Origin of the sequence: Streptomyces sp. H27-H5, from assembly GCF_026627505.1 — a bacterium.
Classification (GTDB): domain Bacteria; phylum Actinomycetota; class Actinomycetes; order Streptomycetales; family Streptomycetaceae; genus Streptomyces.
The window spans coordinates 12,150-29,059 of sequence record NZ_JAPNLK010000016.1 but is presented as its reverse complement, the minus strand read 5'-3'; the positions used below and the strand labels follow the sequence as shown (position 1 = coordinate 29,059).

The window sequence follows — 16,910 nt, the reverse complement described above, 5'->3', positions numbered from 1 at the left end:
CGGCAGACCCCCAGGTCAGGAGGGCGGTCCGGGCTGCGGGATAGTGATCGCCGGGGCGAGCCCTCCCGCTCGCCCCGCACCAGCGACACGACACCCCAGGACGACCGAGATGGAGCCCCCGATGGACGTACGTTACTTCGAGCGGATCACCGCATTCATCGAGGCGCGGCTGACCCCGCTCTTCGCCGAGGAGACGGGCAGCGACAACGGTTTCGCCATGGACGACACCTCCCGCGCCCTGCGCGCGCTGCGCAACGCGGCACTGGAGGCATCCGTGGCCAAGACGCTCATCGGGCAGCGGGACGCGGCGGACCCCGCGGTCCGCCGCGTCATCGACCAGGCGGTCGAGCACCACTGGGACGTGCTGCGCGGCATCGCCCGCCAGTGGGAGGACCACACCGACTTCGCGCGCGAGTTCAAGCGCCACGCCTGGGAACTCGACGAGGCCCCCGCGGCGGCCACCGCCCCGTAGCCGCCCACCGGACCGCCGGCGGCCCCGTCGCGGTCCTCACGGGCACCCGTCCCGGTGAGGGCCGCGACCGCGGAGCGGAGCGGGTCGACGGTGGTTCAGAGAGCGAGGACCGGTCGGGTGGAGAAGTCCTCGAAGAGGCCCTCGCCCTCCGGTCCGTGCACGAACTCGGCCATGAAGGGGTTCCGGTTCGCCGTGGCCAGGGGGAGCCAGGCCTGCATGCTTCCGTAGCCGCCGCAGACCGACTCGCCCCCGTCGCCGCCGTGGACCGCCGTGACGTCGCTGCTCAGTTCCGTGCGGTAGGTGTCGTAGGCGATGCGCAGCCCGAAGGCGTTCGGTTGGTTCTGGGGGCCGGTGTCGTCACCGTAGGGGATGCGGTCGAGAGGGACCTCGTCACCCCACCGGAAGAGGGTGTCGGCCCCGGCGCCACAGGCGTGTTCCCACTCGTCGGGGCTCGGCATGCGCAGGCCGCGATCCGCGAGGACGGCCGGCATGTCTGCTGGGGGCTCGGTGAGGTCCTCGTCCTCCACGGCCATGAGCAGCGTGGCCACCCGAACCGTCCGTCGTGGACTGAGTACCCGCGCGAGGTGGCTCCGCAGATCGGCTCCGTGACCGTAGCCCTGCTCCAGGCTCCGGGCGTAGTCGGCGGCCTGGGCCGGTGTCGGCCGCCAGGTGTCGAGGTCGAAGCCCAGGGACACCGATCCGCCGGGTATCAGGGCGAACTCCTGCCCGCTCCACTTGATCCGGACCCGGTGGTGCGGGGCGCCGAGGTGCGTCGTCGTCTCGACGAGCGTCACCCGGCCGTTCACCAGTGCGGCGGCCTCGTGGGCCACACGGCGAGCGGTGGGCAGGTCGAAGGACCGCCATGCGGGGAGAGTGAGATCAGCGAGCGACATGGCCGGAGTGTGCCACGCGCGGCTGACAACGCGGCGCGAGCGACCGTCGCGGTGGAAGAAACGGGGAGGGACTTCGGTGGAAGCGACTCGGAAGCACCTCAGACGAGCCGCAGCACCGCGGTGATCGTCTTGCCGTGCGGGTGCGTGCGGACGTCGACCTGCGCGGACAGGCGACGAACGAGCGGCCATCCGTACCCGCCCGCCCGGCCCGGCTCGCCGGTACGGGGCCGAGTGACGGGCGGGCGGGGGCTCGGGTCGCCGACGGCGAGCCGCAGTCCGTGATCGGTGAGCTCGGTGTGGAAGGCGGTGAGTCCGCCACCGTGGCGGATCGCGTTGGTGACGAGTTCGGAGGCCACCAGGAGTGCGTCCGCGGCCGTGACGCTGTCCAGGCCGATGCCCGCGTACCCCCAACAGTTCGCGGACGACGGCGCGGGCGGCCGCTGCGGTGGCGTTCACCACGTGATCGCCGCCTCCAGGCTGTCGGCCATGCGCAATGCCGGCCCCGTTCCGGTGACTTCGAACAGGCGGCGGACCGACACGTGCAGGGGGCCGGCCAGGACGAGCACCGTCCCCGCCCTCTCATGGGCCGTGTGGGCGTCGAGCAAGGCGTGCAGAACGGCGGAACGGAGGCGTTCCCTCGAACGGGGGACGTCCGGGCGCGGGTTGCTGTGGGACACGCGGCTGCGGGATGGTTGCCTGAAGGCAAGCATTTTTCGTCGAGCGGGAAGGTGGTGAGGGTCGCCGTAGGCGGGCCCCCCTTCATGGCCTCTACCGAGGGAATCTCCGTCACGAGGACCCGACGGCGCCCCCCATCCGACCTCTGGGCCCTGGCCCCCTATCCCGTGATCGTGGCCGACGAGGCCGGCACCGTCGTGGAGGCCAACTCCGCGGCCACCCTCCTGCTGGAGGGTGCATTGCCCGGGGCGAGCATGCCGACGTGGTCCCCGCCTGGCTGGCCAGGGGCCACGAGGAGTTGATCGCCCACACCCGACTCCCGACCCGAGGCTCCTCGGAGGTCTCGGTCCTCCCGTCCGTCTCGGGGCGGATCTCGGCGCAGAGCTACGAGGCCCACGCGACCCGGGGTCACGACGAACTCGTGGTGTGGTGGCTCGTCGACGACACGGACCGGCGGCTCGCCGAAGAGGCCCTCGCCACGGAACGGGAACGCACCAGGTTCCTCGCGGAGGCGTCCAACATCCTGCTGGCCTCGCTCAATTCCGACAGGTGCATGGACGCGACGGCGCAGTTGGCCGCCGAGTACCTCGCGGACGTGGCGATCGTGGTCACCCCGACGTCCGGTCGCAGACTGCCCATCGCCCACGCCGTCGCCGGCCAGGACGTCACCCGCACCCTGGTCGTGGCGGATCCCAAGCAGGTCCCGGGTCTCAGCGAGGCGCTGCAGGGCTTCCCGCCCGTACCCTCGCGCTGGATCGATCCCGCGACCCTGCCCGACTGGATCCTGCCGTCCGGATTCACCGGGCCGATCCGATCGGCCGTCGTCACCCCCCTGCCCGGCCACGGCGTGTCCGCCGGGGCCATGGTCCTGCTCCGCGGCACGGACCGCGCCGAGTTCAGCGAGAACGAAGAGGTGTTCGCCCGGCTGTTCGCGGCCCGGGCCGGCGCCGCCCTGTCCGCCTCCCGGCTCTACAGCGAGCAGAGCGCCATAACCCGGACCCTGATGCGCGACCTGCTGCCTCCCCGGCTGCGGCAGCTCCACGGGGTGGAGTTCGCCGGCGGCTACCGGCCCGCCGGCGCCAGTGAGCGGGTGGGAGGCGACTTCTACGACATCCACCCCGGCAGCAGCGAGGGCGAAGCCTCACTGGTGGTCCTCGGAGACGTGTGCGATCGAGGCACACACCGTCGAGGTCGTTCTGAACCCCGGCGAGACCTGCCTGCTGTACACCGACGGATTCACCGAGGCCCGCGGAGGGCCGCCGGGCGACGAACTGTTCGGTGACGAGCGCCTGAAGCGAGCCCTGTCGGAATGCGCCGGCATGCCCGCCGAAGCCGTCGTCGAACGCGTCCAGATGCTCGCCTCCCAGTGGCTGCGCGACGGCGCCCACGACGACATGGCCGTCGTCGCGATCACCGCACCCCGGACCACCCATCTGAGCGCGGTGAACGGCCACACCCGGGGCAGGTACACCGCGTGATCGAACTTCCCGACCGCATCCAACCGACCGATGGAACGGGTGCGCCCGGCCCCGCACGGCGCACCACCTCTTCCCGGAGCACCACTCACCGCAGCAGGCCGAGCAGCCGTAGGGATGTCACCCGCACGGCGCAGTCCCGCGCGGGCCGGTGCAGCGTATGGGTGGCTCTTCGAGTGGGGCGGGGGGAGCCGGGGCCGGGGGTGGGGCAGGGTGGAGCCGTCCACGACGCCGTGACGTCCCGGGGGTGTCCCATGGCCGATTCCGACCCTTCCTCGACGAGCCGTCGCGCGGTCCTGCGGGCCGCCGGTTCGGCCGGCGTCGCGGCCCTCGCGTCGGGCTGTGCCGGCGGCACGCCGAAGGCCGGGTCGCCCGACCGGGTCACGGCCGTACCGGTCACCGCCTCGGTGGGCACGGCCACCGCGCCCGCGGCCGTTCCCGCCTGCGTCCTGTCGCCGGAGTCCGGCGAAGGCCCCTACTACGTGGCCGACGCGCGGGTCCGCTCGGACATCGTGGAGGACCGCGGGGGCGTGCCGCTGCACCTGGACCTGACCGTGGTGCACGCGGCGCGGGGATGCAGGCCCCTAACCGGCATCGCCGTGGACGTCTGGCAGGCCGACGCCCTCGGGAAGTACTCGGCCGACGGGGCCACGTTCCTGCGCGGCACCCAGCGCACTGACGCCTCCGGCAAGGTGTCCTTCCGGACGATCGTGCCCGGCTGGTACGCGCACATCGCCCCGCACGTCCACGTCAAGGTGCACCCCGACGCGCGCACGGAGGCCGCCACTCAACTGTTCCTGCCCGAGGACCTGTTGCGGCAGGTGTACCGGCGCGACCCGTACTCCCGCCGCAAGGCCCCGGGCCACCCCAACACCCGTGACGACCGCTTCGCGGCCAAGGGAAAGCTCCTGACGCTCGGCCCGGTCGCCGACGGGGCCGGCTACCGCGCCTCGTTCACCATCGGTCTGCGCTGAACCGCGGACCGGGGTGAAGGGGGAAATCGCGCCAAACGCTCCGTTCCGCTCCCGTCGCCGCGAACGATCACTAGCGTGGTGAGCGCAAACGGCCCGGATCCGCGGTGGGCGACCACGGGGGTGCCGGGCGTCGACGCATCGGCGAAGAGCAGTGAGGGAGTGGGCGACGATGGCGAATGTGGAAGTCTCCTTGAAGGAGACGATGGCCTCGATCGAGGGTGCGCTGGGTGTCGCGCTGGTCGACTACACCAGCGGCATGGCTCTGGGAACACTGGGCGGCGGGAAGGACCTTGACCTGTTGGTCGCCGCCGCCGGCAACACGGACGTCATCCGTGCGAAGAACCGCACCATGGAGATGCTGGGTTTACAGGACGACATCGAGGACCTGCTCATCACCCTCGGCAGCCAGTACCACCTGATCCGGCTGCTGAAGGGCCGCGGGACCACCGGTCTGTTCCTGTACGTCGTCCTCGACAAGCGCAACTCCAACCTGGCCATGGCCCGCCACCAGCTCAAGCGCATCGAGGAAGCGCTGGAGCTCTAGACCGCGATGTTCAAGGGCCCACGCATGCCGACGAGTTGAAGAAGTCTTCAACTCGGCACATCCGAAACCGTTCATACGTGGCGCGCGTGGGCCCGCCGGGCGGAAGGCTGGAGACCGGCGGGTCGCACCGCCGGCCGCCCTCATGTCCCCTCGACAGCAGGAGCATTCGTGGGAATGCAGGTCCCTCTGTACCAGGCGAAGGCCGAGTTCTTCCGGATGCTCGGGCACCCCGTCCGTATCCGCGTCCTCGAACTCCTGCAGAGCGGACCGATGCCCGTACGCGAACTCCTGGCCGAGATCGACATAGAGGCCTCCAACCTCTCCCAACAACTCGGCGTCCTGCGTCGCTCGGGCATCGTCGTCTCCATTCGCGACGGGTCCACCGTCAGCTACGCCCTGGCCGGCGGTGACGTCGCCGAACTCCTCCGCGCGGCGCGCCGCATCCTGACCGAGCTGCTGGTGGGCCAGAGCGAACTCCTCGCCGAACTGAGGCAGTCGACACCGGAGCCAAGCCGGGCGGGAGCGGTCGCGGACACCGGCCGCCCCTGACCGGCCGGGCGAGGGCGAGGAAGGGGTACCGCCCGTGCTCCGTCCGCCGCACCGTGGCGGCTCGGAACACGGGCGGCGTCAGGCTCCCGCCTCGCGGACCCCGGAGCGAGACCTCACGATGTCAGCGGTCCAGGGAGAGCGCGTACAACTCGTTGAACCGGCCCCCTTCCAGGTTCGCGAGCTCGTCGAAGGAACCCTGTTCCACGATCCGGCCGCCGTCCAGGACGACGATGCGGTCCGCCAGCCGGCAGTTCTCCAACCGGTGGGTGACGATCACCGTGATCCGGTCCTGCTTCATCTCCCGCAGGCCCGAGAACACCATGTGCTCCCCGCGCGGATCCATCGCGCTCGTCGGCTCGTCCATGACCAGCAGGCCCGGCCTCCTGTGGAACGCCCGCCCACACGCCAGACGTTGCCACTGACCGCCGGAGGGCTCGTGGCCGCCCCAGAACGAGCGGGCCAAAAGGGTGTCCAGACCGTTCGGGAACTCCTCGACGGCCGTCCGCATGCCCACGGCGTCCAGGGCGTCCCAGACGGCCCGCTCGCCGCGCGGGTCGGGCCGGCCGAGCGTGATGTTCTCCCGCGCGGAGAACGGCCAGTGCCCGTACGACTGGGTGACGAGGCCGACGTGTTGCCAGGCGGTGCGCTGGTCGGCGTCGGAGGTCGGCACGCCGTCCCAGGCGACGGTGCCGGAGGTCGGGGCCGTCAGTGAGGTCAGCAGCCGGATCAGCGTGGACTTGCCCGCACCGTTCTCCCCGATCACGGCGACCACCTCGCCCCGCGACAGGGTGAGGGAGATCGGCCCGAGCGCCGGGCTGTCCTTGCCGGGGTAGGTGTAACCGGCCTCCTCCAGCCGGATCTTCTCCGGCGCGGCCTCCATCACCTGTGGCCCGCGCGGCCCGGACTTCTCGGCGGCCTCCTCGACGAAGGCGGTGTAGTCACCGAGGTAGAGCGCGTGCTGGAACATGGCCGCCCCGTAGACGACGAGCTGCGAGAGGGCCGCGGTGGACGTCCGCATGGCCACGATCGCCGTGCCGGCGGCCGCGAGGGCCATGTACCCGCCGACGACGAGCCCGGCCAGCGCCCCGTAGGTCGCCACGACGAAGACACCGGAAGCCGTGGCGGCGATCAGGTGGACCACGAGGTAGCGGGGCGCCGAACCGACCATCCTGGAGTCGATCCGCTCACAGACGGCCGCGTACCAGTGGTGGGCGTACGGCCGCATGCCGTTGCCGCGCAGCTCGTCGGCGAGCTTCGGGGTGGTGAGGTGCCAGCGCATCATGTGCTTGATGTTGCGGGAGGCGATCGTCTGGTTGTGGAGGCGGTAGTCGAGGCGGGCGGCGTACACCGATCCGAGCCCGCGGGGCACCACCGACAGCAGGAGCAGCGGCAGCAGGACGGGATGGACCACGGCGAGCACCGACGCCACGGCGACCATGTCGATCAGGCCACCGGTGAACCCGAGGGCATCCTGGAGGAGCATGGCGGAGCGGGCGGATCCGGTCTCGGCGGCCTCCGAGCGCTCGGTGAAGTCCGGAGCGTCGTAGGCGGCGAGCTCGACGTCCATGTGCGCGTCGACCATCGCGAGGTCGGCGAGGGTGGCCATGCCGGGGTTGAGACGACGGGCCGCGCTGCCGGAGGCGAGCGAGGCCAGCGCGCCGAGCGCGGTCATCGCCGCGGCGACGACCAGGGGCCAGAACGCCTCCGTGATCCGATCCCGGACGCCGTCGCCCGCCAGGAGCGGCACCATCGCGCGGGAGACCGCCGCGAGGGCGGCCGCCGTGCAGATCCCGCCCAGGACCTGGGCGGCGATCAGCACGTGGAAGGCGGCGCGGTTGACGGCGAGGGCGAGTCGTGCGGTCTGCCGGAGGGCGGAGGGAACGCGGTGCGCCATCTGCCCGAGCGACAGCGCCTCCATGGTCTCGTTGTGCCGACCCCAGGTGTACGTGAACTCCGGAGGAGCCGGTGGCGCGGCGGTTTTCTCTGTCTCGACCTGCTGCTCGGACATCTCGATTCCCCTTCAACCAGGTTGACTTGGAGGCCGGTTCGTCCGCGTCCGCGCACGGAAAGCCGACCCGTCGCCGCGGTGTGCGGCGGGGCGGTCGCGTGGTCGCGGGGAACTGGAGGGAGTGAGTACAGCGCAGGCCGGCGGCCGGAGCAGCGGGATCTGGCCGACCTCGCGGGGACGGTCCCCTTGGTGTGGCAGCTGATCGTGTTCGGGTGCCGTCGGGCTGCCGGGCGGCGGCGGGGGAGAGGTTGGCCGGAATCGGCGGGTACGGGGGTCGCGTCCCCGGAAAGGGCTTGCGGCCCCGAAGAGCCCGCGTGGTACGGGACGCCCCGGCCCCCGAAGCGCACCGGCTCCCGCAGGTCAGGGGCGCTGGCCCGGCAGGGGCGTCAGCGCATCCCGCCGGAAGCGAGCATGACGTCCCCGGTGATCCGGCGCGCGTCGTCGGAAACCAGGAAGGCCACCAGCGGGCCGTTGCTCAGAAGCACCAGAACAGCCACCAGACGGGCACCGGCTGCGTACGCGGCGGCCGGAAGGCGGGACCATCGCGGCGGCCCCTGCTCGTCGCACTGCGATGACCGCCGGGGCGTGCGCGGTTCTCTGCCGACATCCACGGCTGACCGTCCGGACATCGCCCGGATTCGGGCGGATCGCACATGTGCGGACCATGTCGAGTGCCTTGAACGCGACGGTACCCACCTCTGTCGGCGAGTCGCTGACACAACCTCAAATCCTGCTCTGGGCATGCTGGTTGAAGGATTCGAGTGCCCCGCGGACGGTCATCACCCCTGTGCGCCGCTCAGGGCGCCGGGCCGCATCGTGGGCCGCTTGCGACGGGGGAGAGTCATGAGTCGAGCAACAGGTCGGACGAGCGGCCCGCGCCGATCACGGAGCGTGTCGGGGGATCGGCGGAACGGCGTCGACCGATGAACACGACCGTGTTCCTCCTGGCGATCCACGTGGCCGTCATCGTCTCGTCCGTGCTGCTGATCGTCCGGTCGGCCAAGCTGCCCGGCCCGAGTCCGGTGGCGGGCGCGGACGGCGGTGTCCGGGACGCCTTGGAGGCGGCCTACCTGCGCGGGGGCCCCGGCCGGGCCGTGAACGCGGCGCTGGCGGGAATGTACGAGGACGGTCGGCTGCTCGTCGCCGGTCAGCGCGACGACCGCGTCACGGTGGGCCGTGCGGCGGTCGCCCGCAACGCGATCGAGCGGGACGTACTGCGGGTGTCGGCCCGCACGAGCCGCGGGCCCGCCCTGCATCGCGCGATCGCACGCGGGCCGGCCGTACGGGAGCTCGGCAACTCGCTTGCCGAGCGCGGGCTGTCGGTGTCGCCGCGCACCCTCCGGGTCCTCACGGCGTGGGCCGGCGGCCAGGTGGTGGGATGCCTGCCGGCGCTGCTCTCCGTGCTGATCGTGCCCGCGACCCTGCTGGGGGCGGATCCGGATGCCTTTGCACGGCCCGGGAGTCTCTTGACCGTGCTCGTTGCGTTCGTGGGCATCGTCGTGGGCTTTCAGCGGCGCCCCACCCGGTGGGATCGAGTGACGGACGCCGGGCGGCGAGCGGTGGGGGAGTTCGAGAGGGAGCACCCCCACACGACCTCGATGGTGCACCTCGTCGCCGCGTACGGGGCGGCGGGCGTCACGGAGGAGATGCTGCGGCGGCAGTCGCGGAGCGCCGGCCGGGACGAAGGGCGATCCACGGCTGACGGCGGGACGTGATCGACCGCTGCCGCGCACTTCCTGGACGGAGACGACCTAGCGTGCGCCCCATTCCGCGGGGCCGCCCCCTTGCCATTCGATGAGGCCCGCCCCGTAGGGGGCGACCTCGTCGGGGTCGAGTCCGGCCCGGCGCAGGAATTCGAGCACATCGGCGGGTCCCAGGGCGGTACCGAGGATCTTTCCGTCGATGAGGACCCGGCGTCCGCCGTGTTCGTCGGGCGGGTCCACGATCACGCGCAGTCCGTCTGTTGCCATGTCTCCAGGGTGCGGGGGAGCGCTCCCGCCGGCACGCCGGGAGGTCACCCCGCCCGCTGCCGGTGGCGGTGGTTCGCGCGGAACAGGGGACCGGTGTGCTTCACGGTGACCGCGTCGTCACTCATGGTGAGCTGGCCTTCGGTGCGCCCGGGACGCGCGGGCAAGATCGGTGTGCGGGTGTACAAGTCGAGGGCCCCGCCGTCGGCAGGGCCCCCGGAATGCTCGTGGGTCAGTGACCGAAGCCGGTGAAGTGGCCGAACTCGGCGTGCTCGCGCTCGGCCTCGACCGCACACGCCTGGGTGAAGACCGGTCCGACACGCGCCGGAATCGCCGCGGCCGAGGAGCAGTCGGACTGGAACCGCGACGCGCCTCCGGAGAAGTACTCTCCCTCGCCGCCCCCGCCGTTCGCCAGCGCGGCCCCGGCACCACCCAGCAGAATGCCGGCGGCGAGAACGGTCGCGGTCAGAGCGGAACGCATACGCATGATGACTCCCATGGATCTCGGAACGACGCGGTCACGAAGGGTGCCGCGTCCGACCCGAGAACGCTCCAAGCGTCCTACAGGCAATGGCGGATCACCCCAATGGCCCGACGTCCGACCTGAAGTATCGGTACTCCTCTACTCCGGACGGGCACATTCGCGGCACGGTCGGGCGTGTACCGGGGGGCCGGGGGCGCCCTCGTTCGGTCAGGCTCAGGCCCCTTGCTCGGCCATCCGCTGGAACTCGCCCAAGTCGTAGTTGGCCAGGGTCGAGTCGAGGTTGGTGAGCGCGCCCAGACGCTCCACGAAACCCTTGGGGTCGTACTCGATCTGGAGCGTGACCCGGCTCTCCGTGTCGCTGAGGCGGTGGAAGGTGACCACACCCGCGTGGTGGACGCCCTCGGTCGTACGCCAGGCGATGCGTTCCTGCGGAATGACCTCGGTGAGTTCTGCCACGAAGCTCTTGTCCGCGCCCGGCAGGGACACCTGCCAGGCGAACGTGCGCGAGTCGATGCGCTCGACGTGCTTGACATGGCTGAGGAACGACGGCCAACGCTCGACGTCCTTCCAGAGCGCCCAACTCACCGCGACAGGTGCCTTGATGTCGACCGCTTCGAGCAATGAAGACGCCATGGTTCTCTTCTCCTCCGTGCGTTGCGGCTGGTCTCCCCTCCGTTACCCGGAAGATCCGGTTTCACCGCGGAGCGCGCGGGGCGCACGGGGCGTGGAGTGCGGCGGCAGGGTGCAACAGCGTTCAGGCGCGCACCAGTTCGGCTGCTCCGAAGGAGACGTCGAAGCGGTCGCACCAGATGGTGACGCTGCTGTAGTCGGAGAGGTTCAGCCCTTCGGGGATCGCGTAGTTCTGGTCGCCCTTGTTGCCCTTGAGCTTGCCCAGGCTGACGTGCTTGCCGTCATCGAACACGCGCCAGCCGCCCACTCCCTCCTTGACCGGGGCATCGGTCAGCCAGACCCGCAGGTCCGGACCGTTGCTGGTGTCGAGGTTCTCCAGGCGGAGCGTGCGGGATCCATCGGGGAGGCGGATGAGCCTCGCCGTACCCGTGGTGGTGTGCTCGTGGCTGATCAGCGAGCCCTGGGCGAGGGTGCGTGGAACGGGGGCGGGACCGGAACCGGCGGCGGGGGCCGCGGAGTCCGCGGGGCCCGCCGTCGGGAGCGCCTCGCTGACGGTCTCGTTCTGCCACAGCTTCCACGGCTGGAGCCAGTACAACCCGATCCCCAGCACCGCCCCGGCCACGATCACTGCCCCGGCGATCAGCCGTCCGCGCCGCTTCCTGTCTCCCACTGCCGCTCCCTCGTCGTGATCACTGTTGATCGGTACCACCGCATTCAATGCGATGGAGGGCCCGCCCGGCGCGTCCGCGGTGATGACGAAATCCTTACGTGAGGACCTCGGGCCGCGGCCTTGACCCCTCGGTCGACGGGCCGTGGGGCCGTCCGGCAGGCATGACCGGCGTGTCCGTCGAGGCGCGGCGGGATGGGCCCGGTCGCACTGCCTACCGTGGCCCCATGAACGTACGTACAGTGCTGCCGTCCGCCGGGTACGGGATCCGGTGCGCGCGCCCCGCCGAATCGGGCGCGGTTGCCGCGCTCCTGGCCCGGTCCTTCGCCGACGACCCGGTCATGGTCTGGATGTTCCCCGAACCGTCCCATCGGGCGCGCAGGACCGCCCGCTTCTTCAAGCTGATCTCGCGGCAGCAACGTCCGCGCGCCGGCGCCGTCCGCGTGGCGGCCACCCGCGACGGCGAACTGCTGGCCGCCGCGCTCTGGTCGGGCCCGGGCCGCTGGCAGCCCTCCGCGGCGCGGGAACTGGCGGCCCTTCCCGGCTACGCGCGCACGTTCGGCGCACGAGGATTGCGACGAGCGGCCGAGGTGGAGAACACCCTGCACGAAAGCCACCCCGAAGGACCCCACTGGTACCTGCCCACCCTGGGAACCGACCCGGCGTTCCAGGGCACGGGAGTCGGTTCGGCCCTCGTACGCGAGCAGTTGGCCCACTGCGACCGACTCGGCGAACCGGCCTACCTGGAGTCCAGCAAGCCCTCGAACGTCCCCTTCTACGAGAAGTTCGGGTTCCGCGTCACCGGCGAGATCCACCTGCCGGGCGGCGGACCGACCCTCTGGCCGATGTGGCGCGTTCCCGGCTCCGAACCCGATCACGAGCTCGCCCGACCCGCCTCCGTTCCGACCGAGGGCTGAACCCGCCCCGTTGCACGACGCACTTCGTCACCACCGCAGGTGGGACACCCCTCCCTGAGGCCACGCGACACGGACGGACGGTCGGGCCGGCAGGGCGTCGGGCTTTCCACCCGTGTGGATCGGATCTTTGCGGGCAGGCGTCCTTTCGGCGGATCCGCGCCTCCCCGGTTCCCATCGTTCGCGGGCTTCGAGAGCCTCGACGACCTTGTGGGTTCCGGGAGGGAAGCGGCCGTCGCCACCGACGAGTGTGAAGGAGTTGTTCTCATGTCCGACAACGTGTGGGGTTACCGCGAGACGTCCGGCCGAACGGCCGGTGCCGACCTGACGGGTTACAAGGTCGAGGCCGCGGACGGTTCCATCGGCAAGGTGGACAAGCACTCCGACGAGGTCGGTTCCTCGTACCTCGTGGTCGACACCGGTCCCTGGATCTTCGGCAAGGAGGTCCTCCTGCCGGCCGGGACGATCAGCCGGATCGACGTGGAGGAGCGGAAGATCCATGTCGACCGGACCAAGGAGCAGATCAAGAACGCTCCCGAGTTCCACAGCGACAAGCACCTCGGCGACGCCGGCTACAACGAACAGCTGGGTACGTACTACGGCACCGGCGCCCCCTTCGGCGGCCGACCCGCCTGAAGCCGGCCCGGCCCGCGAACGCACGTGTGGGGGGCGTCCACCCCGTGGAGGGTGGACGCCCCCACACGTGCGCCGGGAGCCGGCCTCAGTCCCGTGGATCGAGCGCTGACAGGACGCGGTCCGGCGTCAAGGGAAGCTCGCGCAGACGCCGACCCGTGGCGTGACTCACGGCGTTCCCGATGGCGGCCGCCGTCCCGACGATTCCGATCTCGCCGATGCCCTTGCTGCCCATCGGATTGAGGTGCTTGTCGTGTTCGTCGATCCAGTGCGCCTCCAGGACCGGCACGTCGGCGTGCGCCGGCACGTGGTAACCGGCCAGGTCCCGCTCGGCGAAATCGCCGAACGCCGCGTCCACGGTGCTGTGTTCGGTCAACGCCATGCCGATCCCCATGACCATGCCGCCCTTGAACTGGGAACGCGCCGTACGCGGGTTGAGGATGTGCCCCGCCGCGAAGACACCCAGCAGACGGCGCACCCGAACCTCCCCGGTGACCGTGTCGACCCGTACCTCGGCGAAGTGCGCGCCGAAAGCGTGCCGGGCGTACGGGGACTTCTGCTTGGCCGACTGCGTGGTGTCCGCCGACGCGGACAACCCCTCGTCCGGCAGCGCACCCCGGTGCCGCTCCAGCCGCGCGGTCAGGGCCGCGCAGGCGTCGTGCACGGCCCACCCCCACGAGGCGGTGCCCGAGGAACCGCCGGCGAGCGGGGCGGCGGGCAGCCCCGTGTGCCCGATGGCGATCGACACGGAGTCGAGCGGCACCCCCAGGGCATCGGCGGCCACCTGGGCCAGCACCGTACGGGCTCCCGTTCCGATGTCGGTGGCGTTGACCTCGACGAGGTACCCACCGTCGGGGCGGGCGTGCGCGCGGGCGGTCGAGGGCGCGACGAGTACGGGATAGGTGGCCGCGGCGACGCCCGTCCCGACAAGGAACGGCCCGTCCCGGTACGGAGCGCCGCGCCCGGCCCAGCCGAACCGCTCGGCGCCCTCGCGCAGACACTCCACCAGGTGACGGCTGCTGAAGGGACGACCGCTGTCGGGCTCCGTCGGGGGCTCGTTGCGCAGACGCAGCTCCACCGGGTCCATGCCGAGCGCGTCGGCCAGCTCGTCCATCGCCGACTCCAGCGCGTACATGCCCGGCGCCTCCCCGGGCGCCCGCATCCAGGACGGAGTGGGCACGTCCAGGGCGACGGCGCGGTGAGTGGTGCGCACATCCGGTACCGCATACATGACACGGGCCGGCACGGCCGCCTGTTCCACGAACTCGCGGACGCGGGAGGTGTGGGTGGTGACCTCGTGCGTCAGCGCGGTGAGGGTGCCGTCCGCGCGGGCGCCCAGCCGGATCCGGTGCAGGGTCGGCGCGCGGTGACCGACCGTCGCGGGCAGGTGCCCGCGCGGAAGGGAGAGCTTGACGGGCCGGTCGCAGTGGCGCGCGGCCATCGCGGCCAGGACCACGTGCGGGCGCGGCGTGCCCTTGGAGCCGAACCCGCCGCCCACGTGCTCGGAGACGACGGTGACGTCCTCCTCGGGCAGCGCGAACAAGCCGGCCAGCGCCGACCGCACCGCACCGCCCCCCTGACAGGAATCGTGGACGGTCAGGTGTCCGCGGCCGGCGTCCCAGTCGGCGGTCGCCGCGTGCGGTTCCATGGGGTGGTTGTGCAGCGGCGCCACCGCGTAGGCGCAATCGACCTGTACGGGCGCCGCTGACAGCGCCGCGTCCGGATCGCCCTGCTCCCGGTGGGCAGGGTGGCCGCCGTTCGCCTCCTCGGGGGTGTAGGCGTCCGGGTGGTCGGCGGTCAGGGTGACGTCGTGCGGATCGCTCTCGTAGGTGATCCGGAGCGCGGACGCGGCCGCCCGCGCGCCCTCCAGCGTCTCGGCGACCGCGACGGCCACGTACCAGCCGCGGTGGGGGACCCGGGCGTCCTGGAGCAGTTGCAGGGTCGGGTCGTCCGACGGGCCCAGGCGGGGCGCGTTGTACGGGGACAGCACACCGATCACGCCCGGTACGGCCAGGGCGGCCTTGTCGTCGACGGCCGTGACGCGGCCGCGCACGATGGTGGCCGGCACGGGCCAGGCGTAGGCACAGCGGGGCGGCGTGTGCTCGGCGGCGTAGCGGGCGGTTCCCGTGACCTTCTCGCGCCCCTCCCGCCGGGGAGCGGGGCTGCCGAGGGCGGTGGTGGGGCACATGGCGGTTGCCTCTCCTGATCGGTGCGGGCGGTGCGGGCGGGTCAAGACGTTCGGGGGACGGGAGGCGGCTCGCCGGCCGAACGGACCAGGCCGCCGAGTACGTCGCAGGCCAGACGCCGGGCGAGGCCCACCTTGAACGCGTTGTCACGCAGCGGCCGGGCCCGGGTCAGCTCGGCCTCGACGGCCCCGCGTACGGCGTCGTCGGTGGGCTCGGCGCCGATCAGTCGCTCCTCGGCGGTCGTCGCACGCCAGGGCCGGTGGGCGAGACCGCCGAAGGCGAGCGCGACGTGTCGGACGCGGCCGTCGTCGAGTTCGAGGACGGCGGCCACCGAGGCCAGGGCGAAGGCGTACGAGGCCCGGTCGCGGGCCTTGCGGTAGCGGGAGACGGCCCCGGTGGACGCGGGAGGAAGCACCACGGCGGTGATGATCTCTCCGGGCCGGATGACGGTGTCCCGCTCGGGCTCCTCGCCGGGCAGCCGGTGGAACTCCGTCGCCGCCACGCGCCGGGTGCCCTGCTCGCCCCCGTACAGCTCGATCTCGGCGTCGAGAGCGGCGAGGGCCACCGCCATGTCGGAGGGGTGCGTGGCGATGCACTGCTCCGAGTGGCCGAGCACGGCGTGATCGCGGTGCACGCCGTCGCGGGCACCGCAGCCGGTACCGGGCTCGCGCTTGTTGCAGGGCTTGGACACGTCCTGGAAGTACGGACACCGGGTGCGCTGGAGCAGGTTGCCGCCGGTGGTGGCGACATTGCGCAACTGCCCCGACGCACCGGCCAGCAGGGCCTGGGACAGCGCGGGGTACCGGGAGCGGACGAGGGGATGCGCGGCCAGGTCGCTGTTGGGCACGAGGGCTCCGACACGGAGCGCCCCAGCGGGCTGTTCCTCGACCTCGTGGAGGGGCAACCGGGTGAGGTCGATGAGGGTGCCCGGCGTCTCGACGTCGTGCTTCATGAGGTCGACGAGGTTGGTGCCGCCGCCGAGGTAGCGGGAGCCGGGGTGCCGCGCGTAGGCCGCCGCGGCTTCCTGGAGGCTGGTGGCCCGTACGTACCCGAACGGCTTCACACGATCACGTCCGGGCGCGGGACGGGACTCGGGGCGGGACCCGCAGTGGTGCTCGGGGCGGTGGTCTTCGCCGAGGCGGATCGGGCGCAGACGTCCGAGACGGCGTCGACGATCCCGTTGTAGGCCCCGCAGCGGCAGAGGTTGCCACTGAGCCGTTCCCTGATCTCCTCGGCGCTGAGCGCGACAGGGCCCGTCGACGCCGCCACCGCCGGGTCGGTGACGTGCGAGGGATGGCCGGCGGCGGCTTCCCGCAGCACCCCGAGCGCGGAGCAGAGCTGGCCGGGGGTGCAGTAGCCGCACTGGAAGGCGTCGTGCTCCAGGAAGGCCGCCTGGAGCGGGTGCAGCGAGCCGTCGTCGTCGGCGAGTCCCTCGACGGTGGTGACCTCGGCTCCGTCCTGCGCCACGGCGAGCAACAGGCAGCTGTTGGCACGCCGACCGTCCACGAGGACGGTGCAGGCACCGCACTGGCCGTGGTCGCAGCCCTTCTTGGACCCGGTGAGGTCGAGCCGCTCGCGCAGGGCGTCGAGGAGGGTGGCCCGGTGGTCCACGTCGAGGACGTGATCCGAACCGTTGACGCGCAGCGCGATACGCGAGTGATGGGCATCGGCCGGATGGGTACCGGTCGGTGGGATGCCGGAAGCGACCTGGTCCGGGGGGTTTGTTCCGTGCGCAGCCACGACTGCCCTCCATGTCCGTTTACGGGCGGTACATCCCGTCGACTTCCCAGCCTCGGTCATCCCACACGCCCCGGCATCCGCGACAGTCACGACGGCCCC

The 16,910-nt window shown here is 71.8% G+C and carries 18 protein-coding genes and 1 pseudogene; 8 read left to right on the top strand and 11 right to left on the bottom strand.

Going from position 1 to position 16,910, the window contains the following annotated elements:
- Nucleotides 1–121 precede the first annotated feature (121 nt).
- Nucleotides 122–472, top strand: coding sequence for a hypothetical protein (locus OTB19_RS10335; RefSeq protein WP_267797754.1), 351 nt, complete (start codon nt 122–124; stop codon nt 470–472).
- Nucleotides 473–567: 95 nt separating this feature from the next.
- Here the strand turns inward: OTB19_RS10335 and OTB19_RS10330 are convergent, their stop codons facing one another.
- From OTB19_RS10330 to OTB19_RS10320, 3 genes are all read right to left on the bottom strand, one after another.
- Nucleotides 568–1,365, bottom strand: coding sequence for a hypothetical protein (locus OTB19_RS10330; RefSeq protein WP_267797753.1), 798 nt, complete (start codon nt 1,363–1,365; stop codon nt 568–570).
- 98 nt (nt 1,366–1,463) lie between these two features.
- Nucleotides 1,464–1,754, bottom strand: a complete 291-nt coding sequence (locus tag OTB19_RS10325; protein WP_420716825.1) for an ATP-binding protein — start codon at nt 1,752–1,754, stop codon at nt 1,464–1,466.
- Nucleotides 1,755–1,817: 63 nt separating this feature from the next.
- On the bottom strand, nt 1,818–2,042 hold the full coding sequence (locus tag OTB19_RS10320) for a hypothetical protein (RefSeq protein WP_324289628.1): 225 nt from the start codon (nt 2,040–2,042) through the stop codon (nt 1,818–1,820).
- A gap of 84 nt (nt 2,043–2,126) precedes the next feature.
- Between OTB19_RS10320 and OTB19_RS10315 the strand changes: the two are divergent.
- From OTB19_RS10315 to OTB19_RS10300, 4 genes and pseudogenes are all read left to right on the top strand, one after another.
- Nucleotides 2,127–3,518 (top strand): annotated as a pseudogene (locus tag OTB19_RS10315) (SpoIIE family protein phosphatase).
- 251 nt (nt 3,519–3,769) lie between these two features.
- Nucleotides 3,770–4,489, top strand: a complete 720-nt coding sequence (locus OTB19_RS10310) for an intradiol ring-cleavage dioxygenase (protein WP_267797752.1) — start codon at nt 3,770–3,772, stop codon at nt 4,487–4,489.
- Nucleotides 4,490–4,658: 169 nt separating this feature from the next.
- Entirely contained in the window at nt 4,659–5,033 is a 375-nt protein-coding gene (locus OTB19_RS10305) for a hypothetical protein (protein WP_267797751.1), read from the top strand.
- Between the two features lie 174 nt (nt 5,034–5,207).
- Nucleotides 5,208–5,582, top strand: a complete 375-nt coding sequence (locus OTB19_RS10300) for an ArsR/SmtB family transcription factor (RefSeq protein WP_267797750.1) — start codon at nt 5,208–5,210, stop codon at nt 5,580–5,582.
- Between the two features lie 121 nt (nt 5,583–5,703).
- Here OTB19_RS10300 and OTB19_RS10295 read toward each other — a convergent pair whose 3' ends face one another.
- Nucleotides 5,704–7,590 (bottom strand): ATP-binding cassette domain-containing protein, encoded by a 1,887-nt coding sequence (locus OTB19_RS10295; RefSeq protein ID WP_267797749.1) that lies wholly within the window; start codon nt 7,588–7,590, stop codon nt 5,704–5,706.
- Between the two features lie 923 nt (nt 7,591–8,513).
- Between OTB19_RS10295 and OTB19_RS10290 the strand changes: the two genes are divergently transcribed.
- On the top strand, nt 8,514–9,305 hold the full coding sequence (locus OTB19_RS10290) for a TIGR04222 domain-containing membrane protein (protein ID WP_267797748.1): 792 nt from the start codon (nt 8,514–8,516) through the stop codon (nt 9,303–9,305).
- Between the two features lie 36 nt (nt 9,306–9,341).
- Here the strand turns inward: OTB19_RS10290 and OTB19_RS10285 are convergent, their stop codons facing one another.
- From OTB19_RS10285 to OTB19_RS10270, 4 genes are all read right to left on the bottom strand, one after another.
- Complete coding sequence (locus OTB19_RS10285; protein ID WP_267797747.1) at nt 9,342–9,560, bottom strand: hypothetical protein; 219 nt, start codon at nt 9,558–9,560, stop codon at nt 9,342–9,344.
- Nucleotides 9,561–9,789: 229 nt separating this feature from the next.
- Nucleotides 9,790–10,044, bottom strand: coding sequence for a hypothetical protein (locus tag OTB19_RS10280; RefSeq protein WP_267797746.1), 255 nt, complete (start codon nt 10,042–10,044; stop codon nt 9,790–9,792).
- Nucleotides 10,045–10,254: 210 nt separating this feature from the next.
- Nucleotides 10,255–10,674 (bottom strand): SRPBCC family protein, encoded by a 420-nt coding sequence (locus OTB19_RS10275; protein WP_053682992.1) that lies wholly within the window; start codon nt 10,672–10,674, stop codon nt 10,255–10,257.
- A gap of 121 nt (nt 10,675–10,795) precedes the next feature.
- Nucleotides 10,796–11,341 (bottom strand): DM13 domain-containing protein, encoded by a 546-nt coding sequence (locus OTB19_RS10270; RefSeq protein WP_267797745.1) that lies wholly within the window; start codon nt 11,339–11,341, stop codon nt 10,796–10,798.
- A 224-nt stretch (nt 11,342–11,565) separates the two neighbouring features.
- Here OTB19_RS10270 and OTB19_RS10265 point away from each other — a divergent pair, with 224 nt between their 5' ends.
- Together OTB19_RS10265 and OTB19_RS10260 are read left to right on the top strand one after the other, a co-directional pair.
- Nucleotides 11,566–12,255 (top strand): GNAT family N-acetyltransferase, encoded by a 690-nt coding sequence (locus OTB19_RS10265; RefSeq protein WP_267797744.1) that lies wholly within the window; start codon nt 11,566–11,568, stop codon nt 12,253–12,255.
- 264 nt (nt 12,256–12,519) lie between these two features.
- On the top strand, nt 12,520–12,888 hold the full coding sequence (locus OTB19_RS10260; protein ID WP_267797743.1) for a PRC-barrel domain-containing protein: 369 nt from the start codon (nt 12,520–12,522) through the stop codon (nt 12,886–12,888).
- An 85-nt stretch (nt 12,889–12,973) separates the two neighbouring features.
- On the opposite strand, the gene OTB19_RS10255 is transcribed toward OTB19_RS10260, so the two are convergent.
- From OTB19_RS10255 to OTB19_RS10245, 3 genes are read right to left on the bottom strand one after another with little or no spacing between them, the layout of a single operon-like run.
- The gene (locus tag OTB19_RS10255) at nt 12,974–15,073 is read right to left on the bottom strand and encodes a xanthine dehydrogenase family protein molybdopterin-binding subunit (protein WP_267797742.1); all 2,100 of its coding nucleotides are present in this window, start codon (nt 15,071–15,073) and stop codon (nt 12,974–12,976) included.
- A 41-nt stretch (nt 15,074–15,114) separates the two neighbouring features.
- A complete protein-coding gene (locus tag OTB19_RS10250) occupies nt 15,115–16,134 on the bottom strand; it encodes an FAD binding domain-containing protein (protein WP_267797741.1) in 1,020 nt (339 codons plus the stop codon).
- Nucleotides 16,131–16,871: a 2Fe-2S iron-sulfur cluster-binding protein gene (locus OTB19_RS10245; RefSeq protein WP_420716820.1), complete on the bottom strand. Its 741-nt coding sequence runs from the start codon at nt 16,869–16,871 to the stop codon at nt 16,131–16,133. Before OTB19_RS10245 ends, OTB19_RS10250 begins: the two co-directional genes overlap by 4 nt.
- Nucleotides 16,872–16,910: the final 39 nt, after the last annotated feature.